The sequence below is a fragment of the Nocardia sp. NPDC004123 genome, assembly GCF_053603795.1.
Map to the genome: position 1 here is coordinate 63,607 of NZ_JBSGGG010000033.1, position 26,757 is coordinate 90,363.

Annotated in this window: 25 protein-coding genes, 1 tRNA gene and 1 pseudogene; 16 read left to right on the plus strand and 11 right to left on the minus strand. The window is 67.7% G+C overall.

Features of this window, described 5'->3' with window-relative positions:
• Positions 1–148 precede the first annotated feature (148 nt).
• Positions 149–844 (plus strand): ABC transporter ATP-binding protein, encoded by a 696-nt coding sequence (locus ACWEQQ_RS37765; protein ID WP_364619648.1) that lies wholly within the window; start codon positions 149–151, stop codon positions 842–844.
• Between the two features lie 62 nt (positions 845–906).
• On the opposite strand, the gene ACWEQQ_RS37770 is transcribed toward ACWEQQ_RS37765, so the two are convergent.
• Positions 907–979, minus strand: a tRNA-Trp gene (locus ACWEQQ_RS37770).
• 122 nt (positions 980–1,101) lie between these two features.
• Between ACWEQQ_RS37770 and polA the strand changes: the two genes are divergently transcribed.
• Both polA and ACWEQQ_RS37780 read left to right on the plus strand, forming a co-directional pair.
• Complete coding sequence (polA, locus tag ACWEQQ_RS37775; RefSeq protein WP_452351565.1) at positions 1,102–3,861, plus strand: DNA polymerase I; 2,760 nt, start codon at positions 1,102–1,104, stop codon at positions 3,859–3,861.
• A 573-nt stretch (positions 3,862–4,434) separates the two neighbouring features.
• Positions 4,435–4,866: a 2-isopropylmalate synthase gene (locus ACWEQQ_RS37780; protein WP_379402160.1), complete on the plus strand. Its 432-nt coding sequence runs from the start codon at positions 4,435–4,437 to the stop codon at positions 4,864–4,866.
• Positions 4,867–5,010: 144 nt separating this feature from the next.
• Here the strand turns inward: ACWEQQ_RS37780 and trxA are convergent, their stop codons facing one another.
• Together trxA and ACWEQQ_RS37790 are read right to left on the minus strand one after the other, a co-directional pair.
• Positions 5,011–5,376 (minus strand): thioredoxin, encoded by a 366-nt coding sequence (gene trxA, locus ACWEQQ_RS37785; protein WP_120739276.1) that lies wholly within the window; start codon positions 5,374–5,376, stop codon positions 5,011–5,013.
• A gap of 81 nt (positions 5,377–5,457) precedes the next feature.
• The gene (locus ACWEQQ_RS37790; RefSeq protein WP_452341181.1) at positions 5,458–5,973 is read right to left on the minus strand and encodes a 2'-5' RNA ligase family protein; all 516 of its coding nucleotides are present in this window, start codon (positions 5,971–5,973) and stop codon (positions 5,458–5,460) included.
• Positions 5,974–6,062: 89 nt separating this feature from the next.
• On the opposite strand from ACWEQQ_RS37790, the gene ACWEQQ_RS37795 reads away from it, so the two are divergent.
• The 4 genes from ACWEQQ_RS37795 (at position 6,063) to ACWEQQ_RS37810 (ending at position 10,010) form a co-directional block, all read left to right on the plus strand.
• The gene (locus ACWEQQ_RS37795) at positions 6,063–7,148 is read left to right on the plus strand and encodes an isocitrate/isopropylmalate dehydrogenase family protein (protein WP_452351566.1); all 1,086 of its coding nucleotides are present in this window, start codon (positions 6,063–6,065) and stop codon (positions 7,146–7,148) included.
• Positions 7,149–7,301: 153 nt separating this feature from the next.
• Positions 7,302–8,210, plus strand: a complete 909-nt coding sequence (locus tag ACWEQQ_RS37800) for an ABC transporter substrate-binding protein (RefSeq protein WP_452341183.1) — start codon at positions 7,302–7,304, stop codon at positions 8,208–8,210.
• Between the two features lie 6 nt (positions 8,211–8,216).
• A complete protein-coding gene (locus ACWEQQ_RS37805) occupies positions 8,217–9,167 on the plus strand; it encodes an amino acid ABC transporter permease (protein WP_354846108.1) in 951 nt (316 codons plus the stop codon).
• A gap of 90 nt (positions 9,168–9,257) precedes the next feature.
• On the plus strand, positions 9,258–10,010 hold the full coding sequence (locus tag ACWEQQ_RS37810; RefSeq protein WP_452351588.1) for an amino acid ABC transporter ATP-binding protein: 753 nt from the start codon (positions 9,258–9,260) through the stop codon (positions 10,008–10,010).
• A 75-nt stretch (positions 10,011–10,085) separates the two neighbouring features.
• On the opposite strand, the gene ACWEQQ_RS37815 is transcribed toward ACWEQQ_RS37810, so the two are convergent.
• Both ACWEQQ_RS37815 and ACWEQQ_RS37820 read right to left on the minus strand, forming a co-directional pair.
• The gene (locus tag ACWEQQ_RS37815; protein ID WP_452351567.1) at positions 10,086–10,925 is read right to left on the minus strand and encodes an alpha/beta fold hydrolase; all 840 of its coding nucleotides are present in this window, start codon (positions 10,923–10,925) and stop codon (positions 10,086–10,088) included.
• Complete coding sequence (locus ACWEQQ_RS37820) at positions 10,922–11,353, minus strand: helix-turn-helix domain-containing protein (RefSeq protein WP_354846114.1); 432 nt, start codon at positions 11,351–11,353, stop codon at positions 10,922–10,924. The genes ACWEQQ_RS37815 and ACWEQQ_RS37820 overlap by 4 nt, the downstream gene beginning before the upstream one ends.
• 135 nt (positions 11,354–11,488) lie before the next feature.
• Here ACWEQQ_RS37820 and ACWEQQ_RS37825 point away from each other — a divergent pair, with 135 nt between their 5' ends.
• On the plus strand, positions 11,489–11,953 hold the full coding sequence (locus ACWEQQ_RS37825) for a DUF4383 domain-containing protein (protein WP_452351568.1): 465 nt from the start codon (positions 11,489–11,491) through the stop codon (positions 11,951–11,953).
• Positions 11,954–11,960: 7 nt separating this feature from the next.
• Here ACWEQQ_RS37825 and ACWEQQ_RS37830 read toward each other — a convergent pair whose 3' ends face one another.
• Positions 11,961–12,881 (minus strand): LysR family transcriptional regulator, encoded by a 921-nt coding sequence (locus ACWEQQ_RS37830; protein ID WP_452351569.1) that lies wholly within the window; start codon positions 12,879–12,881, stop codon positions 11,961–11,963.
• Between the two features lie 71 nt (positions 12,882–12,952).
• Here ACWEQQ_RS37830 and ACWEQQ_RS37835 point away from each other — a divergent pair, with 71 nt between their 5' ends.
• From ACWEQQ_RS37835 to ACWEQQ_RS37845, 3 genes are all read left to right on the plus strand, one after another.
• Positions 12,953–14,317, plus strand: a complete 1,365-nt coding sequence (locus tag ACWEQQ_RS37835; RefSeq protein ID WP_452351570.1) for an FAD-binding oxidoreductase — start codon at positions 12,953–12,955, stop codon at positions 14,315–14,317.
• A gap of 128 nt (positions 14,318–14,445) precedes the next feature.
• Positions 14,446–15,324 carry an SPFH domain-containing protein gene (locus ACWEQQ_RS37840; protein ID WP_354846126.1) on the plus strand — a complete coding sequence of 293 codons (879 nt, stop codon included), beginning with the start codon at positions 14,446–14,448 and terminating at the stop codon, positions 15,322–15,324.
• Complete coding sequence (locus tag ACWEQQ_RS37845) at positions 15,324–15,482, plus strand: hypothetical protein (RefSeq protein ID WP_196054659.1); 159 nt, start codon at positions 15,324–15,326, stop codon at positions 15,480–15,482. Before ACWEQQ_RS37840 ends, ACWEQQ_RS37845 begins: the two co-directional genes overlap by 1 nt.
• Positions 15,483–15,570: 88 nt before the next feature.
• Here the strand turns inward: ACWEQQ_RS37845 and ACWEQQ_RS37850 are convergent, their stop codons facing one another.
• Positions 15,571–16,443, minus strand: a complete 873-nt coding sequence (locus ACWEQQ_RS37850) for a class I SAM-dependent methyltransferase (protein ID WP_452351571.1) — start codon at positions 16,441–16,443, stop codon at positions 15,571–15,573.
• A 281-nt stretch (positions 16,444–16,724) separates the two neighbouring features.
• Here ACWEQQ_RS37850 and rpsA point away from each other — a divergent pair, with 281 nt between their 5' ends.
• Positions 16,725–18,188, plus strand: coding sequence for a 30S ribosomal protein S1 (rpsA, locus tag ACWEQQ_RS37855; RefSeq protein WP_040856871.1), 1,464 nt, complete (start codon positions 16,725–16,727; stop codon positions 18,186–18,188).
• A gap of 78 nt (positions 18,189–18,266) precedes the next feature.
• Entirely contained in the window at positions 18,267–18,899 is a 633-nt protein-coding gene (locus ACWEQQ_RS37860) for a TetR/AcrR family transcriptional regulator (protein WP_452351572.1), read from the plus strand.
• Here the strand turns inward: ACWEQQ_RS37860 and ACWEQQ_RS37865 are convergent.
• Positions 18,845–21,100, minus strand: coding sequence for an MMPL family transporter (locus tag ACWEQQ_RS37865; protein ID WP_452351573.1), 2,256 nt, complete (start codon positions 21,098–21,100; stop codon positions 18,845–18,847). The genes ACWEQQ_RS37860 and ACWEQQ_RS37865 overlap by 55 nt on opposite strands.
• A gap of 233 nt (positions 21,101–21,333) precedes the next feature.
• Between ACWEQQ_RS37865 and ACWEQQ_RS37870 the strand changes: the two genes are divergently transcribed.
• Positions 21,334–22,857, plus strand: a complete 1,524-nt coding sequence (locus ACWEQQ_RS37870; protein WP_452341194.1) for a phospholipase C — start codon at positions 21,334–21,336, stop codon at positions 22,855–22,857.
• 144 nt (positions 22,858–23,001) lie between these two features.
• Here the strand turns inward: ACWEQQ_RS37870 and ACWEQQ_RS37875 are convergent, their stop codons facing one another.
• Complete coding sequence (locus ACWEQQ_RS37875) at positions 23,002–23,220, minus strand: hypothetical protein (RefSeq protein ID WP_452351574.1); 219 nt, start codon at positions 23,218–23,220, stop codon at positions 23,002–23,004.
• A gap of 268 nt (positions 23,221–23,488) precedes the next feature.
• Here ACWEQQ_RS37875 and coaE point away from each other — a divergent pair.
• Positions 23,489–24,436, plus strand: a pseudogene (coaE, locus tag ACWEQQ_RS37880) (dephospho-CoA kinase); the annotation flags it as partial.
• A gap of 100 nt (positions 24,437–24,536) precedes the next feature.
• On the opposite strand, the gene ACWEQQ_RS37885 reads toward coaE, so the two are convergent.
• On the minus strand, positions 24,537–25,061 hold the full coding sequence (locus tag ACWEQQ_RS37885) for a DUF402 domain-containing protein (RefSeq protein ID WP_452351575.1): 525 nt from the start codon (positions 25,059–25,061) through the stop codon (positions 24,537–24,539).
• Positions 25,062–25,271: 210 nt separating this feature from the next.
• On the opposite strand from ACWEQQ_RS37885, the gene ACWEQQ_RS37890 reads away from it, so the two are divergent.
• A complete protein-coding gene (locus ACWEQQ_RS37890; RefSeq protein WP_354846146.1) occupies positions 25,272–25,694 on the plus strand; it encodes a hypothetical protein in 423 nt (140 codons plus the stop codon).
• A 66-nt stretch (positions 25,695–25,760) separates the two neighbouring features.
• Here the strand turns inward: ACWEQQ_RS37890 and ACWEQQ_RS37895 are convergent, their stop codons facing one another.
• Entirely contained in the window at positions 25,761–26,138 is a 378-nt protein-coding gene (locus tag ACWEQQ_RS37895) for a DUF402 domain-containing protein (protein WP_354846149.1), read from the minus strand.
• Between the last annotated feature and the right edge of the window lie 619 nt (positions 26,139–26,757).

Consider the following 26,757-nt stretch of genomic DNA (forward strand, 5'->3'; position numbering starts at 1 on the left):
CGAGCAGGCCGCAGCCGCGTCGGCCGCCGGCGCCGAGGTGAACCCGGGCAAGCCTGGCGCACAACCGATTCCGGACCTGGCCAAGCCCATCCCAGTGCCGGATGTGCCGGACACCCCGTCCGATCAGCCCCTGCTGACGGTCGAGGACATGGTGGTCAACTACGGCAGAATCCAAGCCCTGCACGGCATCTCGCTGTCGGTCGGCCAGGGCGAGCTGGTGACCCTGCTGGGCGCCAATGGCGCGGGCAAGACCACCACCATGCGTGCCCTGTCCGGCCTGCTGCCGCTCTCCCGCGGCCGCATCATGTTCCAGGGCCGCGACATCACCCGCATGAAGGCCCACGAACGCGTCGTGGCGGGCCTGATCCAGGCACCCGAGGGCCGCGGCGTCTTCCCCGGCATGACGGTCCAGGAAAACCTCGACATGGGTTGCCACGCACGACCGTTCAAGGCCAAGGCCGACTACACCCACACCCTGGACTGGGTCTACGAGCTGTTCCCGCGACTGCTCGAACGCCGGCGCCAGGTGGGCGGCACGCTCTCCGGCGGCGAACAGCAGATGCTGGCCATCGGCCGCGCCCTCATGGCCCGCCCCCAGCTGCTGCTGCTGGACGAGCCGTCAATGGGCTTGGCCCCCATGGTGATCCAGCAGATCTTCCGCATCATCGCCGATATCAACGCCCAGGGCACCACGGTCCTGCTGGTCGAGCAGAACGCCCAGCAGGCGCTGACCCGCAGCGACCGCGCCTACATCCTGGAAACCGGCGAGGTCACCAAAACCGGCGGCGGCCGGGCCCTCCTGCACGATCCCGCCGTCAAATCCGCCTACCTCGGCGTCGGCTGACGGCCGGGCCCCGAAAAGCATTCGGGCCGGTCACCTTCCGGTGACCGGCCCGAAGCCTTCTGCAGGGGCGACAGGAATCGAACCTGCAACCTGCCGCTTTGGAGACGGCTGCTCTGCCAATTGAGCTACACCCCTTGGCGAGGGCATACGCTACCAGGTAGCCCGGCCGCGATGAAATCGGTTTTGCTGACCTGCGGCGACGGGCCGAGTATGCCCGCTGCCCACGGATGTCGGAGGGGATACCTAGACTCTGTCGGGTGACCCCTGCCTCTACTGATCAGCGTCCTGGTGTTGTGCCCGCATCTGCGTCCGGGGAGCAGCCGACCCTGCTGCTGCTGGATGGGCATTCGCTGGCCTATCGCGCGTTCTACGCGCTGCCGGCGGAGAACTTCAAGACGCAGAGCGGGCAGACCACCAATGCCGTGTACGGATTCACGGCGATGCTGATCAATCTGCTGCGGGACGAGAAGCCCACGCATGTGGCCGCCGCGTTCGACGTGAGCCGGAAGACCTTCCGGACCGAGGCGTTCCCCGAGTACAAGGCGAACCGGATCAGCACGCCCGACGAGTTCCGGGGCCAGGTGGAGACCACCCAGGAAGTGCTGGGGGCACTGGGGATTCCGGTGATGGCCATCGAGGGATACGAGGCGGACGATCTGATCGCCACCCTCACCACGCAGGCCGTACCCGAGGGCTTCCGGGTGCTCATCGTCACCGGTGACCGCGATTCGCTGCAACTGGTCAATGACAACGTCACCGTCCTCTACCCGAAGAAGGGCGTCTCCGAGCTGACCCGGTTCACCCCGGCGGCGGTGGAGGAGAAGTACGGGCTCACCCCGCAGCAGTATCCGGACTTCGCGGCGCTGCGCGGCGACCCGAGCGACAACCTGCCCGGCATCCCGGGCGTGGGGGAGAAGACCGCCGCCAAGTGGGTGCGCGAATACGGTGATCTGGCCACGCTGGTCGACCAGGTGGACAAGGTCAAGGGCAAGGTCGGAGACGCGTTGCGCGCCAACCTGTCCAGCGTCGTGCTCAACCGTCAGCTCACCGAGATGGTGAAGGACGTGCCGCTGCCCTACACCCCGGAGCAGCTGGCCGTGCAGCCGTGGGACCGGGAGAAGATCCACCGCCTGTTCGACGAGCTGGAGTTCCGCGTCCTGCGTGATCGCCTCTTCGACACCCTGGCTCCGGTGGAGCCCGAGGCCGAGGCCGGTTTCGAGATCAGCGGCAGCACCCTCGCGGCCGGTACCGTCGCGGACTGGCTGGCCGAGCACGCCGGAACCGGTGTGCGGCACGGTGTTTCCGTGGTCGGCACCGGTTCGCCGATCAACGGCGACACCCAGGCCATCGCGCTGGCCGCCGCCGACGGCGAGGGCGCCTACATCGATGTGCACACCCTCACCCCGGAGGACGAGAAGGCGCTGGGCGCCTGGCTCGCCGACGCCGAGATCCCGAAGGCGTTGCACGAGGCCAAGACCGCCATGCACGCGCTGCGCGGCCGCGGCTGGCAGCTGGGCGGGCTCACCAGCGACACCGCGCTGGCCGCCTACCTGATCCTGCCCGGCCAGCGCACCTTCAACCTGGAGGACCTGTCGCTGCGCTACCTGAGCCGGGAGTTGCGCGTCGACAATGTGGGCGAGAGCCAGCTGTCGCTGCTCGACGACGAGGAGCAGGTCGACGCCGAGGTCGCCAATGCCCAGATGCTGCGCGCCCGTGCGGTTTCCGACCTCGCCGACGCGTTCGACACCGAACTCGAGCGCATCGAGTCCACCGCCCTGCTGCGCGATATGGAACTCCCGCTGCTGAGCGTGCTGGCCGATCTGGAGGCCGCGGGCATCGCCGTCGATACGGCCCAGCTGGAAGAGCTGCAGCGAGACTTCGCCGACCGCGTCGCCGACGCCGCGAACGCCGCCTACGGTGAAATCGGCAGGCAGATCAACCTGGGCTCGCCCAAGCAGCTGCAGGTGGTGCTGTTCGACGAGCTCGACATGCCGAAGACCAAGCGCACCAAGACCGGCTACACCACCGACGCCGACGCGCTCGAGGGCCTCTACGAGAAGACCCAGCACCCGTTCCTGCAGCACCTGCTCGAGCACCGCGACGCCACCCGGCTGAAGGTGACCGTGGACGGGCTGCTCAAATCGGTCGCCGACGACGGCCGCATCCACACCACCTTCAATCAGACGGTCGCGGCCACGGGCCGGCTCTCCTCGACCGAGCCCAACCTGCAGAACATCCCGATCCGCACCGATATGGGCCGCCGCATCCGCGACACCTTCGTGGTGGGCACCGGGGCGGGCTCCGACGGTGTCACCGCCTACGAGTCGCTGATGACCGCCGACTACAGCCAGATCGAAATGCGGATCATGGCCCACCTCTCCAAGGACGAGGGCCTGATCGAGGCCTTCAACTCCGGCGAGGACCTGCACAACTTCGTCGCCTCCAAGGCCTTCGACATCCCCATCTCCGACGTGGATCCGGAACTGCGCCGCCGCATCAAGGCGATGTCGTACGGCCTGGCCTACGGCCTGTCCGCCTACGGTCTGTCCCAGCAGTTGAAGATCAGCGCCGACGAGGCCAAGGTCCAGATGGACATCTACTTCAACCGTTTCGGCGCCATCCGCGACTATCTGCGCGACGCCGTCGAGCAGGCCCGCAAGACCGGCTACACCGAGACCCTCTTCGGCCGCCGCCGCTATCTGCCGGATCTGGATTCCAGCAACCGGCAGCGTCGCGAGGCCGCCGAGCGGATGGCCCTCAACGCCCCCATCCAGGGCACGGCGGCCGACATCATCAAGGTCGCCATGATCGACACCCAGCAGGCGATCCGGGCGGCCGGGCTGAAGTCCCGGATGCTCTTGCAGATTCACGACGAACTCGTCTTCGAGGTCGCTCCCGGCGAGCGCGAGCAACTGGAATCGCTTGCGCGCGAGCACATGTCCAATGCCATCGAACTCTCGGTGCCGCTCGAGGTCTCGGTGGGCGTGGGCCGCAGCTGGGATTCGGCCGCGCACTAGGAGGCAAGCGCGGCCGGCGCTGTCGAGGCGTTCGGCGCGTAGCAACTGATTTCGCTGCGCCATGGGTAACTCGCCGGGTACGTCCGAAATTCGGGTACCCGACTGACCGCAGGGCACGGGTGTGTGACTCCGACCGCACACTGCCGTCCGCTGAAGTTTCGGGGAGGCGGACCGGCCGTGAGCTGGGCATGTTCACGTATCGGATGTCTGCGGGCCCCATGGTGTTTGCTCGCACTCTTTCTCGGCCGGTGTGGTGCCCGTCGCATATCCGGTGACCTGCGGCGAAGTTACTCATGGGTCGATTGCGAATATGGTTGCCATTGCGAGGGTGTCCCCCTATGCTCGACTCCGTGCCGAATCCCGCCTACAGCCGCAGCGCAGCGCTCGAAGTCGCCGACCGCGACCGCGCCGCGCTCACTTCGCTCACCGCGAGTGTGGCTGGCGCGCGCGTACTCGTAGTTCTCCGCCGTAGCGGGGTCTGATTCGGACCGGCCCCTCGCTGCGGCCGAATGAACTTTTCTTGCTGGTCCCCTCTGTCACTTTCTTCGGAAGAAGTCGGGAAGACCTAGTTCAATGACCATCACCATTGATACCGCCGCGTTCATCGCCGCTGCCCCCGCGAGTCTGCGGACCGAGTGCATCGGCCTGACCCCCGCCGAGTTCCACGACCGGTACTGCGCCCCGACGGGCCCGGTCAAGCTCAGCGACTGGACTCCGATCGGCCACCGCGCCGGCACGGCCACCCTGGAGATCGCCGATCACCTGCGCACCGTCGTGGCGACGGGCAGCCCGGTGGCGGCGCTGACCTCGGCCCTCTACGACGAGGGCTACCCGGTGGAGATCCTCGCGTTCCACCAGCGCCGCACCGCGGACGGCATGGCCACCTTCATCCAGTGCGAGTTCAACGGCCGCCGCGGCTGGGGCGCCGCCCTCGCCGACGATCCGGCCGAATCCACCATCCGCGCCATGATCGCCGGCATCAACCGGCTCGGTTCGCACTTCTGAGCGACGCGGGAATCCGGCCCCGCTGCTGAGGCAGCGGGGCCGGGTTGCGTGAGATGTCTGCTGAAAGCCGTGAGATGGCGGCTGAAAAGCCAAGCGCCGCAACTCCTTCCGGGGTTGCGGCGCTGAGTTCGCGGGGAGCGCGGCCTACTTCGACTCTTGCTCGGCGATCTGCTTGCGGACCTCGTCCATGTCGAGGGCCTTCACCTGGGTGACCAGGTCCTCGAGGGCGGCCGGGGGCAGCGCGCCGGGCTGGGCGAAGACGAGCACGCCCTCGCGGAAGGCCATGATGGTCGGGATCGAGCGGATATTGGCGGCGGCGGCCAGGCCCTGCTGGTCTTCGGTGTCCACCTTGCCGTGCACCACGTCGGGGTGCGTCTCCGACGACTTCTCGAAGGTCGGGGCGAAGCTGCGGCACGGGCCGCACCACGATGCCCAGAAGTCGACGAGAACGACGTCGTTGCCGGTGACTACCTCGTCGAAGTTCTGCTCGGTCAGGGTCTGGGTGGCCATGGTTTCCTCTCGTATCGATGTCCCCCGGTCCAACACGGGGCCCGCTGGTTATCTTCCCTGGCTGATCGGCCGGTCGGTCGTTCAGAGTCGTTCGGTCCCGGAAACGGGCCACTCGTCACGCCGGTCACCGTCCCATCGACGGATGCCCTCTACGGTAGCCCGGAAGTCCTTGTCCCAGGCCACCGCGTCGAGCGCCGCCTCGAGTTGTCCCGGCCGCAGCCGCCGCGCGAGCGTGACGTGCGGCGTCCAGATGTCCGGGCGCACGTTGGCGGGAATGCCCGGGCACTCCTCGATGACGCGGAACAGCCTGTGCTGCAGGGCGATCAGTGCTGCGGAGGGCACCACGGCCCGGACCAGAATGGGCGTGCGTGCGCCGAACACCAGCAGTCCGCCCAGCCGGATCGGAAAGGGCCGAAACTCCTGGCGCGCCAAGACTTTATCGAGTCGCGGCCAGATCTCGGAGGCGACCGCGAGGGTGATGTGCGGCCGGTGCTCGGGCCCGGGCGCGTGCAATCCGATTTCGCGCAGCAGCGCCCACTGCCGCCGCACCTCGGCCTCGGCCGTCACGTCGAGCACCAGCTCCACCGATTGCACCATGGTGTCCCGAACCTACGCCGAGATCTCGAAACACGCGCGGCCGTGTGCCGGAGCGCCGCCGCCGCGGGGGTTGCGCGAGGATGGCTCCCATGAGCGACAGCGACACTCGAGTACGCCTGGGCCTGTTGGAGGGCGACGGCATCGGTCCGGAAATCGTGCGCGCCACCCGGGATGTGGTCGACGACGCCTTCCAGGCCACGGGTCTGCCGCCGGTGGAATGGGTGACGCTGCCGCTGGGACACGCGGCGATCGAGCAGTACGGCAACCCGGTACCCGAGCAGACCCTCGACGGGCTGGCCGGACTGGACGCCTGGATCATGGGCCCGCACGACAGCGCCTCCTACGCGCCCGAGCACCGCACGGGCCTGCCGCCGGCAGGGGCGGTGCGCAAACGCTTCGGGCTCTACGCCAATATCCGCCCGGCCCGCACCCTCGAGGGCGTGCGCTCGGTCGCCCCGGACATGGATCTGCTGATCCTGCGCGAGAACACCGAGGGCCTCTACGCCGACCGCAATATGGCCGCGGGCTCCGGCGAATTCCAGCCGTCGCCGGACGTGGCGCTGGCCGTCGGCGTGTTCACCCGCCCGGCGATCGAACGCATCGCGCATCTGAGTTTCGAGATCGCGGGTGAGCGCTCGAAGAAGGTGACCATCGTGCACAAGGCGAACGTGCTGCCCATGACCATGGGCATGTTCCGCGACGTCTGCTACGAGGTGGCTGCGCAGTATCCCGACATCGAGGTGGGCGACGAGCACGTCGACGCGGCGGCCGCGCATCTGGTCCGCGCGCCCCAGGACTACGACGTGATCGTCACCGAAAACCTCTTCGGCGACATCCTTTCCGATCTGGCGGGGGAGCTGAGCGGTTCGCTCGGCATGGCGGCGTCGGTGAACTGTTCGGACACGCAGATCATGGCGCAGGCCGTGCACGGCGCGGCCCCCACGCTGGCCGGGCACAATCGCGCGAATCCGGTGGCGCTGTTCAACTCCGCCGCGGGCATGTTGCGCTGGATGAGCCGGACCCCGCGCTACAGCGCCCTGCGGCGAGTGGGCGACCGGATGGAACACGCGGTTGCGGATACGTTGCGGGCCGGTGTTGCGACGTCCGATTTGGGTGGGCTAGCCTCTACCTCCGAATTCACCGAGCAGGTGCGCGCCCGGCTGCACCGCTGGTGAGCGCGCACTTCCGGGACCGGGCGTGTTCGGCCACGCGATGGCGTGTCGCCGATTAATGTTCGGTTACCGACCGACACGGACGGTGTCACTCGCTTACATTTCAAACGGCGGGCGACACCCGGATGTCGCGCACCCGAACTGTGGAGGACTGCTGTGTCTGTTCGTAACTCTCTTCGCGGGCGTGTCCTGCGGGCCGCTGTCGTCGTTGCCGGCGGCGCTCTCGCGCTGACCGCGTGTACCAGCAATTCCGAGTCCAGCGGCCCCGCTGTGGCCAAGGTCGATGTGACCAAGGTCGACACCATCGCCGCCAAGGTGCCCGCCGACATCAAGTCCTCCGGCAAGCTGATCGTCGGTGTGAACGTGCCTTATCAGCCCAACGAGTACCGGGATCCGAGCAGCGGCAAGATCGTCGGCTTCGACGTCGATCTGATGGACGCGGTCGCCAAGGTGCTGGGCCTGTCGGCCGACTACAAGGAAGCCGACTTCGAGAAGATCATCCCCTCCATCGAGGCGGGCACCTTCAATCTCGGCATGTCCTCCTTCACCGACAACAAGGAGCGCGAGGCCACCGCCGACTTCGTCGACTACTTCTCCGCGGGCAGCCAGTGGGCCCAGCAGAAGGGCAAGCCGGTCGACCCGAACAATGCCTGCGGCAAGCGAGTCGCGGTGCAGCGCACCACCGTTCAGGACACCGACGAGATCCCGGCCAAGTCCAAGGCCTGCACCGACGCGGGCAAGCCGGAGATCCAGAAGGTCGCCTACGACGAGCAGTCCGCCGCCGCCAACGCGCTGGTGCAGGGTCAGGTCGACGCCATGTCCGCCGACTCCCCGGTGACCGCGTACGCCATCAAGCAGGCCAGCGACAAGATCGAGGCGGCCGGCAAGATCTTCGACTCCGCGCCCTACGGCTGGCCGGTCAAGAAGAGCTCGCCGCTCGCGCCGGTGCTGCAGGAAGCCGTGCAGTACCTGATGGACAACGGGCAGTACAAGAAGATCGCCGAGAACTGGGGTGTCCAGGAGGGCGCGATCACCAAGTCGGGCATCAACGGGGCGACGAGCTAAAGAATTATGTCGCAGGACGAGACCAATTCCGCAGCCTCGGCTGCGTCGGCGGTCGCGAGCACCGAGCCCGAGCCGATCAAAGCGATTCCGCTGCGACGGCCGGGCCGGTGGATCGCCGCCGCGATCATTCTGATTGCCCTGGCCCTGTTCGTCTGGGGCGCCAAGACCAACGAGGCGTACCACTGGGACACCTACTTCAAGTACCTGGGTGACAAGCGAATCGCCAAGGGTGCGTTGGTCACTCTGGAACTGACCGTGCTGGCCATGGTGATCGGCGTGGTGCTGGGTGTGTTGCTGGCGGTCATGCGGTTGTCGCCCAATCCGGTGCTGCGCTCGGTGGCGTGGGCGTACCTGTGGATCTTCCGCGGTACCCCGGTCTATGTGCAGCTGGTGTTCTGGGGTCTGTTCCCCTCGCTGTACAAGACCGTGACCGTGGGCGTGCCGTTCGGGCCGTCGCTGACGCACTTCGATGTGCAGCACTGGTCCGCGCCGTTCTTCTTCGCCATGATCGGCCTGGGTCTCAACGAGGCGGCCTACATGGCCGAGATCGTGCGCGCCGGGATCAATTCCGTGGGCGAGGGGCAGCGCGAGGCGTCGGTGGCGCTGGGCATGTCGTGGTCGCAGACCATGACCCGCACGGTGCTGCCGCAGGCCATGCGGGTGATCATCCCGCCCACCGGCAACGAGCTGATCTCCATGCTGAAGACCACCTCGCTGGTGACGGCCATCCCGCTCACCACCGACCTCTACGGCCGGGCCCGCGACATCTACAGCATCAACTTCCAGCCGATTCCGCTGCTGCTGGTGGCCGCCACCTGGTACCTGCTCATCACGAGCGTGCTCATGATCGGCCAGTACTACCTGGAGCGGTACTACTCGCGGGGTTCGTCGCGGCAGTTGACGGCAAAGCAGTTGCGCGCCTTGGCTCAGGCGCAAGTCGCCGGCGGAACGGGATAGGTGAACGCTGATATGTCCGAGGACTCGATGTCGTTCTCCAAGGATCCGATTCCGCTCGTCGAAGACGCGCTGCCGCCTTCGGGCGTGCCCATGGTGCGCGCCGACCGGGTCGCCAAGAACTTCGGCGCATTGAAGGTGCTCAAGGGCATCACGCTGGAGGTGAAGCGCGGCGAAGTGCTCTGCCTGATCGGTCCGTCCGGTTCCGGCAAGTCCACCTTCCTGCGCTGCATCAACCATCTCGAGCAGATCAATGCCGGACGGCTCTATGTGGACGGCGATCTGGTCGGCTACCGCGAGAAGGCCGGCAAGCTCTACGAGCTGCACCCGCGCGATGCCGCCAAGCAGCGCCGCGACATCGGCATGGTCTTCCAGCACTTCAACCTGTTCCCGCACCGCACGGCGCTGGAGAACATCATCGAGGCGCCGACCCAGGTCAAGAAGCTCAAGCGCCCCGCCGCGGTCGCCCGGGCCCGGGAGCTGCTGGACCGAGTCGGGTTGGCGGACAAGGCCGATGCCTACCCCGCCCAGCTCTCCGGCGGTCAGCAGCAGCGCGTGGCCATCGCGCGGGCCCTGGCCATGGACCCCAAGCTCATGCTCTTCGACGAGCCCACCTCGGCGCTGGACCCTGAGCTCGTGGGCGAGGTCCTCGGCGTCATGCGAGAACTCGCGGCATCCGGCATGACCATGATCGTGGTGACCCACGAAATGGGCTTCGCCCGTGAGGTGGCCGATCAGCTGGTCTTCATGGACGGCGGTGTCGTCGTCGAGGCGGGCAACCCGCGCGAGGTGCTCGCCAACCCCCAGCACGACCGGACCAAGGCCTTCCTGTCGCGCATTCTGTAGGCGCACAACACGATCAGGGAGCTGTCCCCGGCGGAATTCACCCGAATTCCCCGCGGTGACAGCTCCCTGATCGTGCTATTTCCGGAGGAACTCCTCGATGGGGGCGGTCTGGCCGAGGATGGCGTGGCCGACGCCGGGGAGGACCAGGGTGGTCGCATCCGGGATGGATTGCGTTGCGCGGCGCGCGGTGTCGGCGGACTTGAACATGACGTCGTCTTCGCCGACGATCACCAGGACCGGCATCGTGAGGCTACGCAGCTGGTCGTCGGTGAAGATCGGCAGCTTGCCCGTGCGCGGAGTGAAGTGCGTGAACGTGAGGGTCACATCGTCCAGGATCTCCGCGTGGTCGGTCAGGTTCAGGCCGGTGACAATGGCCGCGGAGCGGCGCAGGTCGTGATTGCTGAACAGGTGGTCGACCAGGTTCTTGAAGATCCAGCCGAAGCGCTGCTTGCCGATGCCGCCGGGGCACAGCAGGGCCAGCTTCGTGACGCGGTCGGGCCGGCGGACGGCGTAGTCCAGCGCGATCCAGCCGCCCAGGGACATGCCGACGAAGCTCGCGGACGAAAGCTGAAGGCCCGCAAGGACATCGTCGAGCCACTGGGCGAGCGTCTCGGAGCCGAGAGCCGGGCGCGATTCGGTGCTGCCACCGGGTTCGCCGGGCAGGTCGACCGTGTAGACCCGGAAATCCCGTGTCCAGGAGGCGATATCGCCGCGCCAGGCGGAATTGTTGGAGCCGGAGCCGTGCAGCAGGATCACCGGCGGGGCGTCCTGCGGGCCGGACGCGAGCACGAAGGTGTCGCCCTCGCGGGTCGCCAGGTGCAGCTGCTCGGCGGGAACCGGCCACTGCCGCAGGACATCCCGGTAGCGGGCCTGGATGGCGGCGCGGCCGGCCTCGGATTTGTAGATCGCGTTCACGACGCGAGGACTCCTTCCATGTATTCGAGCAGCCGGGCGGTATCGCCCAGGCCGCCGACGAGAATGACCTTCAGGCGGGCGCGTTCGCGGTCGTGGAAGGTCTGGATCCGCAGGGGCTGCCCGTCCGGTCCCCGGGTCGCCGCCGCGCCGGTCAGCAGGGTGCTGACCCGGTCGGCGGTGCCGGGATCCACGGCGTCGACCTCGATGATGGTCGACGCTTCCGAATGCCGGTGCCGGGCAACCGATTCGCGCGGGCTGCCGGGCTCGGGCAGGCCCGTGAAGGCCGCCAGATCGGTGGCGGCGATGCGGTACTGCTTGCCGATACGGGTGGCGGGTAGCTTCCCGTCGCGCACGTAGCCGCGGACGGTGCGGACGTGCAGGCCGAGACGCTCGGCTACCTCGTCGACGGAGTACAGACGATCTGTCACGAAAACTACCTTAAACATCCCTATCGATGTCCGCAATGGGGAAGTTTAGGTAACTATGTGATGGGCCTTACGGTGGCCGCAAAACTAAACTACATTGTGTAGTAGGCATTCGGTCGCACTGTGGGAGGCAGCGACATGGGGTTCACGGCGGTAGCGGAGCATCCGGTCGAATCGACGCGGTGGAGCTTCCTGCAATGGGCGGTCCTCGCGGTCGGAGCCGTCCACATCGTCTGGGCGATCGCGGGCTGGGTCGCCGAACCCAGCTTCGCCATGGGCGAGCACGCCCCGGCCACACCCGTGCTCGGCATGGACTACAACGGCTGGCACGGGCTCGCGGGACTGCTGCTGTTCACGCCCGCGCTGGTGGCCGCGCTGCGCAAGCGCTGGGCCGCCTGGTATTGCGTGATCGCCGCTATCGGAGGCGGATTCGTGGTCGGCGTCTGGGCGCTGTTCGCGCACAGCGTGCTGATGCTCAGCTTCCCGAATCACCGCAGCGATGCCGTCGAGCACATCGTGACCGGTGTGGTGCTGCTGGTGCTGGTCGGTGTCCAGGCGATCCGGGACGGCGGCCTGCGGGCGCTGTTCGCGGCCGGGGCGTGACGAACCGCTATGGCTTGGCGGGCATCGGCGCCGGATCCTTCCAGCGCGCCAACGCGATGCGGAGCTGTCCGAGCAGGACTTTCGCGGCCGGGCTCAGTGGCCGTTCGGTACTCCAGGCCAGGACCAAACGGCCCCGCATCTCCGGATCGATCTCCAGGGTGCGCACCCCCGATTGGGCCGCCTCGTCGGCGGGGACGCGCGGGATGACGGCCACGCCCAGCTCGTGCGCGGCCAGCCGGATGAGCAGTGGGGGAGCGGCGGCCTCGAAGGCCACATTGGGGACGAGATCTGCTGCAGCGCAGGCATTTTCGAGCAGCCCGCGCAGGCCGGTGCCGCTCGGCAGGCAAATCAGGGGATGGGTGCACAGCTCGGCCAGCGTGATTCGTTCGCCGAAGCCCTCGGCCCCGGCCGCCACCGCCGCGACAATGGCGCTGTCGTAGACGGTTTCGGTGCCGATGCCCGGATCCAGGTCGCCGGAAACGCTGAGTACCCCGATATCCAGGTCACCGCGGCGGACCGCTGCGTGCATGGATTCGGAGGTGTCCTCGGTCAGGGAGATGACGATCTGCGGATGGTCGCGATGGAAGTCGGCCAGCACCTGGGCGATGTCGATCTCCTCGCCGGCCGCGCCGGAGATCAGCCCGACCCGCACGTGCCCCCGCAGCAGCCCGGTGAATTCGTCCACCGTGTGGGTGATGCGCTCGACCTGATCCAGGGCCGCCCGGGCCAGCGGCAGCACCGCCGCGCCGGCCGGGGTGAGCGTGACCGAGCGGCTGGAACGGTCCAGAAGTGGTTGTCCCAGTTCGCGTTCCAGCTGCCGGATCTGCGCGCTGAGCCCCGGCTGCGCCAGGTGCAGCCGGGCGGCCGCCCGGGTGAAGTTGGCCTCCTCGGCCACCGTCACGAAGTACCGCAGCTGGCGCAGTTCCATAACTGTTGATTCTAGCAACGAGAAAAACTATCTGTTGGAGTTCTTGATCGGAGCCGAGCAGAGTTGGTGCCATGACGAAGACAGCGATCACCGAACTGCCCGCCACCACCGGCCCGGTCTTCCAGCCCGGCGACACCGGCTACGACGCCGAGATCGCCGGATTCCAAACCGCTTACACCCACCGTCCCGCCGTGGTCGTGGGCGCGGCACACGCCGAGGACGTCCGCGCCGCCGTGGAATACGCAGCGCGCCACGGCCTTCCGGTCGCCGTGCAGAACACCGGCCACGGTCTCTCGGTCGCCACGGACGGCGGCGTGCTCATCACCACCCGCCGCATGACCGACATCCGCATCGACGCCGACGCCCGGACCGCCCGGGTGGCGGCGGGCGTCCAGGCCGGAGCCCTGATCGAGGCGGCCGCCGCGCACGGTCTCGCGCCGCTGAACGGCTCGTCGCTCTCGGTCGGCGTGGTCGGCTATACCCTCGGTGGCGGCATCGGCATCCTGGCCCGCGAATTCGGTTATGCCGCAGAGCATGTGCGCGGCATCGAGATCGTCACCGCCGACGGCCGGCTGCGCCGGCTGGAGCCCGGCGACGAGCTGTTCGGCGCGGTGCTCGGCACCGGCGGCAACTTCGGGGTGGTCACCGCACTGGAGCTGGCGCTGCTGCCGATCACCACGGTGTACGGCGGCCAGCTGCAATTCGACACCCCGCTGGTCGGACCCGCGCTGGAAGCGTGGCGACTGTGGACCCGGGACGTGCCCGAGCAGATGACCTCGGCCATCACCATGATGGCCTTCCCCGACATTCCGGCATTCCCGCCGCACCTGCGCGGCCGGTACGTCGCGACCATCAATATCGCGTTCACCGGTTCCGCCGAAGAGGGTGAGCGCCTGGTCGCCCCGCTGCGCGCGGTCGGCGCGCGGATGGCCGACGACCTGCGGGCCATGCCGTACACCGAAAGCCATGCCATCTACCGGGATCCGGAACACCCGCACCCCTACCTGGCCACCAACGCGCTGCTGTCCGACCTGCCCGCCGACGCCACCGACGCCTTCCTGGAGGCCACCGGCCCCGAGTCGCCGGTGCCGGTGATCGCCGGTCTGCGCCATCTGGGCGGCGCGCTGGGCCGCCCAGGGCCGAACGGCATCGCCATGGACCACCGCGACGCCGAGTACATCGCCCGCATTCTGACAATGCCGAACCCGGACAACGCGGACCAGATCGACGACCGGCTGTCGCTCGTGCTGAAGACCCTGCAGCCCTGGACTCTCGGCCAGAACCTGAACTTCCTCTACGGCGGCGGCGATCAGGCCGATGAGGACCAGACCCGGGCGGGATACAGCGCCGCCACCTACGACCGGCTGTCGGGTCTGAAGGCGAAGTACGACCCGGCAAACCTGTTCCGCAACAACCGCAATATCCGTCCGCGCTGACCGCGTCGGATCCGCGCGTGCTCGCCCCGTCACACCCGTCCGTGGCGGGGCGAGCCGTGTTTCCGGGCTTGGTTCCGGCTCCCTTGCGCGCTATCGTCGTGATATCACTTCGATACTAGGAGAGTGTCATGGAGTTGCGTCGAGCCTTCCGGCTGAACGGATTCCTCATGCTGGGGGTCCTGATACTGCTGATCATCGCGATCGCCGTCGAGGCGCACACGCTGAATACCCGGGGCGGCGATGGCGGTTCGTCGGCCGTCCTGGGTGTGGCGCTGGCCGTCACGCTGCTGGCCGCGGTGCTGGCGGCGAGCGGGTTCATCGTGGTGAATCCCAACCAGGCCAAGGTGATCCAGTTCTTCGGCCAGTACATCGGCTCGGTCAGCGAATCCGGTTTCCACTGGGTCACCCCGCTGTCCAGCCGCCGCGGCATCTCGCTGCGGGTCCGGAACTTCGAGACCCAGAAGCTGAAGGTCAATGATCTGGACGGCAACCCGGTCGAGATCGCGGCCGTGGTCGTGTACCAGGTGGTCGACAGCTACAAGGCCGCCTTCGCCGTCGACGACTACGAGGACTTCGTCCGCACCCAGTCCGAGACCGCGGTCCGGCACCTGGCCACCACCCACCCCTACCAGTCCGACGACGCGAACACCGCCAGCCTGCGGGACGGGTCCGAGGTGGCCGGCGAGCTCACCACCGAACTGCGCGCCCGCACCGAACTGGCCGGCATCGAGATCATCGAGGCCCGCATCACCCACCTCGCCTACGCGCCGGAGATCGCCCAGGCCATGCTGGTTCGCCAGCAGGCCGCCCAGGTGGTCGCCGCCCGCAGCCGCATCGTCGAGGGCGCGGTCGGTATGGTCGGCATGGCCCTGGACCGACTGGCCGACCAGGGCGTGGTCGAACTCGATGAGGAGCGCAAGGCGGCAATGGTGTCCAACCTGCTGGTGGTCCTGTGCGGCGACCGCTCCGCCGCACCCGTCGTCAACGCCGGAACCCTCTACTCCTGATGGTCAAGCGCGAGCCGAAAAAGGTGCTGCTCCGGCTCGATCCGGCGGTCCACGAAGCCATCGCCAAGTGGGCCGCCGACGATCTCCGCAGCATCAACGCCCAAATCGAATTCGCGCTGCGCCTGGCCCTGAAACAGGTTGGGCGCGAACCGAAATAGTCACGACACCACGTTCGAACCGTCGATCGGATAGCCCCCGCCGAGCGGGACCGGCTGCGCCCGCCGCAGCTCGGTCCCGCTCCGGCCGTCAGCGCGGCTTCTCGGTGACGAAAATGGCTGTGCCGGGGAAGATCTCGCCCCGGAGGGGGCTCCACTGGCCCCACTCGCGGTCGAGCCACTCGGGCCAGTCGGGTTCGATGATGTCGGTGAGGATCAGACCGGCGGCGACGATTTCGCGGACGCGGTCGCCGATGGTGCGGTGGTGTTCGACGTAGGTGGGTTCGCCGTCGGAGCCGAGTTCGACGTACGGGGTGCGGTCGAAATAGGGGATGGTGGCGCGCAGGCCCTCGGGGCCCGGGTCGTCGGGGAAGATCCAGCGCATGGGGTGGTTCACCGAGAAGACCCAGCGGCCACCGGGTTCGAGGACACGGTGGACCTCCCGCATCACCTGAGCGGAGTCCGCGACGAAGGGCACCGCGCCGAAAGCGGAGCAGGCCAGATCGAAGGACTCGTCGGCGAAGGGCAATTCCTCGGCGCCCGCCTGGATGAGCGGGACGCGGGGGCCGCCCGCGGCCATGGCGGCGAGACCGCGGTCGAGCATGGCGCGGGAGATGTCCAGCCCGACCGGGTGCGCGCCGTGCGAGGCGAGCCAGCGCGAGCAGGGGGCCGAGCCGCAGCCGATCTCCAGGATCCGCTTGCCGGCGATGTCCCCCAGCAGATGCCAGTCACCCTCGTGCAATCCCTCCGGGCACCACACGAATTCGCCGGCGGGGGAGTCCACGCCGAGGAAGTCGGCGTGGGTCTCGTGGTAGGCCGCGGCGTCGGCGTCCCACCACTTGCGGCTGGCGCGCTGACTGGACTGCGAGCCGACCTTGGTCCGGGTCACTCCCACCGTCCCGAGGAGGGTGTTGGCTTCGGCGTGCCGGGCATCGTCGGTGGTGACGGAGTGATCTTCGGACATGGGCTCACCCTATCGACCCGCGCGCCGGGACCCATGTTTGCTTGGTACAACACCCGTCGCGTACGCTGTTTTCCGCGAGTGTCTTCTGTACCCGGTTTCTCGAGACCGCGTAGAGCAGACAATCGTGCTGTGGGTCCGCATGCTTTTCAGGGCAGCGTTGTGCAGCGTCGCAGCGGTGTGCTGTGCATGACCAACGTTAGTTCCAACGCCTGCTGTTCGCAGCAATACCGAAAGTCCACATGTCCACTACCGACCACAATCCGTCCGGAGCCTCCCAACACATGCCCACCACTGTCACCTCGCCGCAGGTTGCCGTCAACGACATCGGCACTGCCGAGGACTTCCTCGCCGCCATCGACAAGACCATCAAGTACTTCAACGATGGCGACATCGTCGAAGGAACCATCGTCAAGGTCGATCGCGATGAGGTCCTTCTCGACATCGGTTACAAGACCGAAGGCGTGATCCCGTCTCGCGAACTGTCCATCAAGCACGATGTCGACCCGGCCGAGGTCGTTTCCGTGGGCGATGAGGTCGAGGCCCTCGTTCTCACCAAGGAGGACAAGGAAGGCCGCCTGATCCTGTCGAAGAAGCGCGCTCAGTACGAGCGGGCCTGGGGCACGATCGAGGAGCTCAAGGAGAAGGACGAGGCCGTCAAGGGCACCGTCATCGAGGTCGTCAAGGGCGGCCTGATCCTGGACATCGGTCTGCGCGGCTTCCTCCCGGCATCGCTGGTCGAGATGCGTCGTGTGCGCGACCTCCAGCCGTACGTCGGCAAGGAGATCGAGGCCAAGATCATCGAGCTCGACAAGAACCGCAACAACGTGGTCCTGTCGCGTCGCGCCTGGCTCGAGCAGACCCAGTCCGAGGTCCGCAGCGAGTTCCTGCACCAGCTGCAGAAGGGCCAGGTCCGCAAGGGTGTGGTCTCCTCCATCGTCAACTTCGGTGCCTTCGTGGACCTGGGTGGCGTGGACGGTCTGGTGCACGTCTCCGAGCTGTCCTGGAAGCACATCGACCACCCGTCCGAGGTTGTCGAGGTCGGCAACGAGGTCACCGTCGAGGTTCTCGACGTCGACCTGGACCGCGAGCGTGTCTCCCTGTCGCTCAAGGCGACCCAGGAAGACCCGTGGCGTCAGTTCGCCCGCACCCACGCGATCGGCCAGATCGTGCCGGGCAAGGTCACCAAGCTGGTTCCGTTCGGTGCGTTCGTGCGCGTCGAAGAGGGCATCGAGGGCCTGGTGCACATCTCCGAGCTGGCCGAGCGCCACGTCGAGGTCCCGGACCAGGTTGTGGCCGTCGGCGACGACGCCATGGTCAAGGTCATCGACATCGACCTCGAGCGTCGCCGGATCTCGCTGTCGCTGAAGCAGGCCAACGAGGACTACACCGCCGAGTTCGACCCGTCGAAGTACGGCATGGCCGACAGCTACGACGACCAGGGCAACTACATCTTCCCCGAGGGCTTCGACTCCGAGACCAACGAATGGCTCGAGGGCTTCGAGAAGCAGCGTGAGGAGTGGGAGACCCGGTACGCCGAGGCCGAGCGTCGCCACAAGATGCACACTGCTCAGATGGAGAAGATGGCCGCCGACGCCGCCGCCGAGGCTGCCAACGGTGGTCCGTCGAACTACTCCTCGGAGTCGGGTTCGCAGGCTGCGGCTTCGTCCTCCGAGCCGGCCGGTGGCTCGCTCGCGAGCGACGCCCAGCTGGCTGCGCTGCGTGAGAAGCTGTCGGGCAACGCCTGATTCGCTGACACGCGATAAGCGATAGTCGAAGGTCCCCGAGCCGATGGCTCGGGGACCTTCGCTATTCTCGGAAGTGACATGTCCGAATCCACCGTCGAGTCGAGCCCATCGCTGTGGGAGCGCCGCAAGATCGAGGCCATGGGCCGTATCCAGCGGGTAGCGCTGGAGCTGTTCGACGAGCACGGCTATCGGGAGGTCACCGTCGAGCGGGTGGCGGGTGCCGCCGGGGTGTCACCGAGTTCGATCTACCGCTATTTCGGGACCAAGGAGAATCTGGTCCTCTACGACGAGACCGATCCGAAGCTCCTGGAAATCGTGCGGACGGTCGGCGGCGGCGAAACCCGGTCTCCTCTCGACCTTTTGGCGGCCGCGCGGCCGCTCATCCCCGTCCTCATCGACGAGATCGTGACCGATGAGGTCGAGTACCGGACGCGGCTGCGCATGGGCTATGTCCGGACCATTCCCGAGGTGAAACTCGGCCAGGCGCAGCAGATGCGGGAGCTCGAGGACCAGTTCCGGGTCCTGCTCGCCGACCGTACCGGTCGCGACCGCAACGACGTGCAGATGCGGCTGGCCGCCGCGATCGCCATCTGGGGATCCATGGCGGCGCTGGATCATTGGGCCGGAACGGGTTTCGCCGTGCGGCTGCGCGACGTCTACCGTGACGTCGTCGAATCCATCGTGGTCGCGCTGGAGGCCATGTTCCGCTGACGGCGCGGAGCCGGCAGCCACCAGTTCCAGCGGCCCAGCAGCCGCATGCAGGCCGGGACCAGGATCAGGCGGACGATCACCGCGTCGATGGCGACCGCGACCGCCAGGGCGAAGCCGATCTCCTTCAGCTCCATGACATCCGCGCTCAGGAAACTGGCGAACACCGCGACCATGATGGCGGCCGCCGCGGTGATGGGCCGGGCGGTGCGCTGCAGGCCCTCGGCGACGGCGGTGGCATTGTCGTGGGTGCGCTCCCAGGCCTCCTTCATGCGCCGGATGAGGAAAACCTCATAGTCCATGGACAATCCGAACAGGACGGCGAAGACCAGCATGGGCAGGAAGACCTGGAGGAAGCCGGCGCTGTGGAAACCCAGCACGGCCTGGCCGACACCGTGCTGGAAGACGGTGACCGTAATGCCCAGGGCCGCACCGGTGGCCAGCAGATTCAGCAGGATCGCCTTGAGCGCCAGCACGATCGAGCGGAAGGTTACCGTCAGGAAGACCAGCGAGGCGGTCAGGACCAGGGCGATGACCCACGGGAAGCCACGTGAGATCAACTGCGACACATCGGTGAACATCGCCGGCGTTCCACCCACCAGGACCTCGGCGGACTCGACAGTCGCTGCGCGGGAACGGATATCGGCGGTGAGCGTGCCGACGGTCGTCGAGTCGAAGGCGTCCCTGGGGACGATGGTCGCCAGGTAGCGGCCATCGGCCTGCTGGGGGAGCACGGTGGCCACCCGGGGATCCCGGGCCAGATCGGTCACCAGGCGCAGCACCTCGGTGCGGCCGTCGGCGGACAGCGCGGTGTCACCGGGTCCGGCGGCGACGACCTGGATGGGGGAGAGCAGACCCGGGCCGAAGTCGTTCTGTACCAGGCGAGTCGCCTGCCCGGTGGGCCGATCGCCCAGCGAGTTCAGGCCCATGTCGATGCCGTAGCGGATGCCGGCGATCGGCAGTGCCGCCAGGACCAGCAGCGCCATTCCGAGCACGCCGAACACCACCGGTCTGCCCATCACCAGGTGCGCCCAGCGCGCCCAGGCGCTCGACGCCGCCGTCGATCGGGTCTCGGCCGGGCGCAACCGCGCGGGCAGCGCACCCCGATTGACGGCCGGGCCGAGTACGGACAGCAGGGCAGGCAGCAGCGTGAAGGCGGCGGCCAGGGTGCCCGTCACGGCGGTCACCACCCCCAGCGCCACACCATCGAGCATGGGCAGGCCGACCACGGTCAGCGAGCACAGCGAGATCATGACGATGAGCCCGGAGGCCAGGATGGTGCGGCCCGTGGTATCGAAGGTCGCGCCGACGGCGGCCCGAATCTCCCGGCGAGCCTTGCGATCCCGCACCCCGCGCCGGGTCAGTTCCTCGTTGAATCGGCTCACCAGGAACATGGCGTAGTCGATGGCGGTGCCGGTGCCGATCATGGTCGCCACCGACAGCACGAAGGAGTCGAAGGTCAGCAGACCGGCCAGCCCGAACAGCACGCCCACGGCGAGCGCGATCCCGGCGGCGGTGACCGAGATGGGGAGGGTGGCGGCGACGGCCGCGCCGAGCGCCAGCACCAGCACGACCGCCGCGATCGGCAGGCCGATGGCCTCGCCGCGGGTGATGTCGGCGGTCTCCATCCGGATCAGTTCGCCCTCGACCGGTGAGTATCCGGTCAGGCCGGCCCGCACCTCCGCATCGGAGGCGGCGGTCAGCGCGGTCTGCAGGCGGGCGGCTACGTCGATCCGGTCGGACATGCCGCCGTCGATCCCCGCGATGCCCAGCGCGGTGTGCCGGTCGGCGGAGATCTGCTGTCTCGCGTCGCCTTCGAACGGCCCGATCGCGCCCGCGACGCCGGGCACCCCGCGGGCCGCGCCCAGCACGCGCTCGATGGCCGCCCGGAAGCGCGGGTCGTCCACGGTGTATCGGTCCGAATGCAGCACGATCAGGTCCTGCTCCGCGCCGAGCTGCGAGAAGTGTTGTGCCACGCGGTCTTCGGTGGTGGCCGACGCGGATCCCGGCACGCTGTAGTCGGGTGCGCCCAGTCGCGCGTGCAGGGCCGGATACGCCGCGCCGCACGCCACGATCAGCACCAGCCACACGCCGATCACGATTCGGGAATGCCGGGCCATGAATTCGCCCCAGCGTCCGACGATGCCGAATCGCGGTGCGGAGTCCGGGAATCGGGGCGGGTCGGCGAGCGCCGGACTGGTCATGGAGGCTCCCACGGTCGATACCTGAAAGTCACTCTCAGGTATGGCCGACAGCTTAGGCCGACCCGGCAATGAGGTGCAAGTCACTGTCAGGAATCCACGACTGGACTCACTACGGTTACGAATGGTTCGCTGAGCCGTCACCATTCGAAGGTTGGATGCGAACTGGACGGGCGACCGGGTGTGTTCGCCGCGTTCAATTCCTTTCACTCCTAGCGGGAAGGCACTACCGGAGCATGGGCGTGTTCGCCGGAATCAACAGGCGCGACTTTCTGGCGAAAGCCATGGCCACGGGCGGTGCGGCCTCGCTCGCCGCACTGGCCGGACCGATCATCGAGCGGGCCTACGCCGCGGATCCGGCCGGCATGGGCGGGCTCGGCGACATCGAGCACATCGTGCTGCTCATGCAGGAGAACCGGTCCTTCGACCACTACTTCGGCGCCATGTCCGGCGTGCGCGGCTTCGACGACCCGTCCCCAGCCTGGAACCAGTACGGGTACGCGCCCGGCGTCGGCCCGACCGCGGACGGCTTCATCAACCCCTTCCGCCTCGACACCACCCGCGGCGCGACCCTCGACGGCGAATGCATCAATGACCCCGACCACAGCTGGCCGGCCATGCACAAGGCGTGGAACAACGGCCGCAACGATGGCTGGATGCCCATGTCCATCGCCTCCGTCGGCGCCGGAAACGGCCCTGCCGCAATGGGTTACTACACCCAGGACGACATCCCGGTGCATTGGGACCTGGCCAATGCCTTCACCCTCTGTGACAGCTACCACTGCTCGGTGCTCGGCCCGACCGACCCCAACCGCCTGTACTGGGTCTCGGCGACCATCGATCCGGACGGCCTCAACGGCGGACCGCTGCTCGAGACCCCGACGCTGATTCCGCAGAACGCCTACAGCTGGCGCACCATGCCGGAGAACCTCTCCGAGGCCGGCGTCAGCTGGAAGATCTACAACAACCGCGACATCGGCCCGCTGTCCTCGGTGCTGCTGGACGGCATGATGGGCTGCTTCAAGCAGGCCGCCGACCCGAATTCCGAACTGGCGCGGCGCGGTAAGGCCCCGGAGTACCCGAAGGACTTCGCCGCCGACGTGGCCGCCGGTACGCTCCCCTCGGTCTCCTGGGTGATCCCGCCGCTGCTGAACTGCGAACACCCTGCGCTGCCACCGGCTTTCGGTGCGGTCGGCATCATGCAGGTGCTCGACATCCTGACCTCCAACCCGGCGGTGTGGGAGAAGACCGCGCTCATCGTGTCCTACGACGAGAACGGCGGCTTCTTCGACCACGTCACCCCACCGACCGCGCCCGCTGGCACGCCGGGTGAGTTCGTCACGGTGCCGACGGACAAGAAGTTCGAGGGCATCACCGGTCCGATCGGCCTCGGCTATCGCGTTCCGTGCTTTGTGATCTCGCCCTACAGCCGCGGCGGCCTGGTGGCCTCGGAGACCTTCGACCACACCTCGCAACTGCGCCTGATCGAGCGCCGCTTCGGGGTCGACGTGCCCAACCTGACGGCGTGGCGGCGGAGCGTGACCGGCGATATGACCTCGGCCTTCGACTTCGCCTCGGCCCCGGACGCCACGAAACCCGCCTTCGCCCCGGCGAATCGGAAGGTCGATGCGGCTGTGGCGCAGTGCGGGCCGAATATCGCCCTGGGCACCGCGACCGTCGGCACGCCCTATCCGGTGCCGCCGAACTCCATGCCCAAGCAGGATCCCGGCACACGGCGGCGGCCCAGCGGAATCGTGTAGGAGTTCCGGTGTCGCTGGGTGCACGGCTGAGCGGCATCACGTGACACGCACGCAAAAGGGTGGCTCGGTCCGAATCGGACCGGGCCACTGCGTGTTTCGGGGGAGCGGATCAACCCGGGCGGCGGATTGGCCGGCCGCGCCGGATCAGCCGGCGGTGGCGGGTACCCAGCGCCGCGCGACGCGAGTCTCGGGCGACCGTTTCCGCTGGGCCGCGACGCTGTGCCGGGCCGGGTTGAGCAGAGTGCTCAGCCAGGAACGACGGTGCTCGACGAGAGCGGCTGCGACGGCGGGGATCTCGATGCAATGCACGGTGCCCGCCAGGCCCAGACGGTGGCGACCCGTCTGGAGTTTTTTGGTGCCCACTGATGTTCCTTCTCTTGCGTGTTACCGGCCTAAGATCGCCTGCGGCGAACCATAGCCGAACAAAAGTGTGCGTCACCGAATATTGCGCGACATTCACCCCGGCGTGTCGGAATCTTGCCGACATACGGTCCGTATTCGCCGAAAAAGTTGCGAAACGGTCTCACGGGTGTCACGGAATGGCCAACTACTGCACTTGCAGGTGAAACCGCAGCCCGGAGGGGGTAACCCTGATGGGCGCGATGACCGGCGCTGATGCGAGACTGAACGAATGTTGCGAATCGGTCTCACCGGAGGCATGGGAGCGGGCAAATCCACCGTGGCCCGCATTCTCACCGAGCGCGGAGCCGTACTGGTGGACAGTGACGTCATCGCCCGCGAGGTGGTCGCGCCCGGCACCGAGGGGCTGGCGGCCCTGGTCGCGGCCTTCGGTGCGGACATCCTCGCCGCCGACGGCAGCCTCGACCGACCGGCTCTGGCCGCCAAGGCCTTCGCCTCGGACGAGGCCCGCGCCACCCTCAACGGCATCACCCACCCGCTGGTCGGCCGGCGCACCGCCGAGCTCATCGCCGCCGCCCCCGCGGACGGCATTGTGGTGCAGGACATCCCGCTGCTGGTCGAGAACGGCCTCGCGCCCTTCATGAACCTGGTGGTCATCGTGGACGCCGCCGAGGAGACCCGGCTGCGCCGCCTGGTGGAGTTCCGCGGCATCGACGAGGCCGATGCCCGCGCCCGCATCGCCGCCCAGGCCACCGACGCTCAGCGCCGGGCCGTGGCCGACGTGCTGCTCGACAACAATGGCGCGACCGGCCTCATCGATGCCGCGGTGCACCGGCTGTGGGACGAGCGCCTGGTTCCCTTCGAACGCAACCTGCGCACCCGCACGCCCGCCGCTCGGCCGGAACTGCCCGTGGCGGAGGCGAATCCGGAGTGGCCCGCGCAGGCCCGGCGGGTGATCGCGCGGCTCGCCGTGGCGTGCGGCGCGGACGCGCGAAGCATCGAACACGTCGGGCCGACCGCGGTGGCGGGCAAACCGGCCGCCGATGTCCTCGACATCCGGATCACGGTCGCCGACGGCGCCGCCGTGGACGGCCTGCGGGATCGGCTGACGGACATCGGTTTCCCGCCGGTCGCCGCGGGGGACGGGCTGCTCGCCGCATCGGGGGTGGATCTTGCGGCGGGGGAGCGGCTGCACGCGAACGCCGACCCGGGCCGCCCGGTCAATCTGATCCTCGGCGTCTGACCCGGCCGCCGACGCCGCCTCGACGGTAGAGGGGCCGTCTGCACCCCTCGGTGCGGACGGCCCCTCTGTCTCGGGCCTACATCCAGGTCAGCGTGATGCCCTCGGATGCCAGCCAGTCCTCGAAACTGTGGCCGTGCGCGGCGATTCCGTCGATGGTCGCGGTCGCCGACTCGATGGCCTGCTGAGCCTCGGACAGGGTGACGTAGCCGGCGGCATGCGCGGCGAGCAGCTCGTCCACGTCGAGCAGCTCGACCTCGCGGCCCTGGCGTACCACCAGATCCAGGTAGTGGTCGACGGACTTCCACTGCTTCGGGCCCACCTGCGCGAATTCGCCGATGTCGATGTAGTAGTCCTGGTCGCGCCGGTGCGCGGGGGTGAAGTGGAACACGGTGGCGCGGATGGACACCGTTGGCAGCAGCCAGGATTCGATGTAGTGGAACTCGGGATGGTCGGAGGTGCGGGCCATGTACATCCCCCATGGCTCGACCTGGTACCGCTCCACCTGCCGCACGAAACCCTTGGGATCGATATTGGTGAGCTCGTCGATATTGAAGTACTCCACCTTGGGTCGGTGCAGATCTACCGCGGGTGCCCGAGTCATGCCATTCAGCATCGCGTGTCGGGCGGCGGTCGTCCAGGGGAGCGAATGTCGCGTCGCCGACAGATTGCTGGAATCCGGCGCCGACCGGGGCGAATTTTCCGAAAACGCGATCTGAAGCGGTCGTGTTTCGCTAATGTGCGGCTGCGCCGTTTCGTCGCGCACGACACTCGCCGCGCCTGGGCGGGTGCCTCAACCCAAGGGAAGTACTGCATGAACGCACACACAACCCGTGCTCGCCGGGTCGGCATGGGATTGACGACCTTCGGCGCGGTGGCCGGGACCGTCGTCCTGGTCGCTCCGCAGGCCGGTGCCTGGCCGTCCAATCTGGAGGTCTCGGGCTCCACCCACAATGTCGGCTGCTCCTACACGCTCACCGCGAGCGTCGAGGTCGACCGCCTGACCTCGGTGTCGTTCACCGACAATGGCGTCGAGCTGACGGGCAGCCCGGTGTCGCCCTCGTTGCTGAGCAACAAGGTCACCATCAACTGGACCCCGAGCACCGCCGGTTCGCACGAGCTGAAGGCCACTCAGACCCTCATCTCGAAGTCGATCACCGTGCAGGTGGATCCGGCCAGCAGCTTCGGTAGCTTCGGCTGCGGCCTCAACGGACTGCTGCCGAGCCTGTCCGGCTAGTCGGAGGACGGACAGACCCGTTCGAGCCCGCCCGGTCCGTGCCGCACGGACCGGGCGCGTTTGCCTCTACAGCCAGCTGAGCGTGATGCCCTGGCCGGCCAGCCAGCGGTCGACATCGTGACCGCAGCCGGCGATGCCGTCCACCACGGCGGTGGCCCGCTCGATGGCGAGATGGGTGCGCGCGGTGTCGAAATGCCCTGCGGCATGGGCGCTCAGCAGCTGGTCGATGCCGACCAGCTCGGGCGCCTGGCCCCGGCGCGCCACCACGTGCAGGTAGTGACTCTCGGCCCGCCACTTCTTGGCCTCGCACGGCCCGTACTCGCCGATGTCGAGGTAGTAGGTCTGGCTGCGATCGTGGCCGGGCCGCAGGTGGTAGACCGTGGCGCGCAGCGTGAGCTCGGGCAGCAGCCAGGACTCGATGTAGTGGAAACGTGGGTTGTCCACTGTCCGTTCGATATACAGACCGAACGGTTCTGCATGTAAACGCTCCACGGGGTGGAGAAACCCGCGATAATCGGTCCACGACAGATCCGCGAGATTGAAGTATTCGAGTCTTGGGCGATGCGGAGACACCGCAGGGGTGTTGCCGATCGTGCCGTAGGGGTGTGCGCCATTAGTGGAATTCCGCTGTGGCGTATGCAGACCGGTCATCGCCCTGCCTCTTCTCGAATCGTGCGACCAGCGAGCTCAGAGTACACCCGGGAACCGCGATTCAAACCGTCGTGAACCGACTGAGATCTACGCGACACCGCCGACACGAAAACCCTTGGGGTAACGGTCAATTCGGACATTTACCGATGGTTTACGAAACCGTGTGCGTGCCATGGGGAACCGAGCAGCGGCGACGCCGCCGACTCGGAGTTAGACCCCCGGCAACCGCGCCCGAAGCGACAACTGATTTCGTGAGCCGAGGGTAACTCGCCGGGGACGACCAGAATCGGTTCGGCACCCAACCGCCGGCACGGGTTATCACTGTCAACGGCTCTCAGCCGTCCGCTGAAGACGCGGGGAGGCGGGATTGCGAGGCGGGATTGCGAGGCGGGATTGTCGGTGGGGGGTCCTA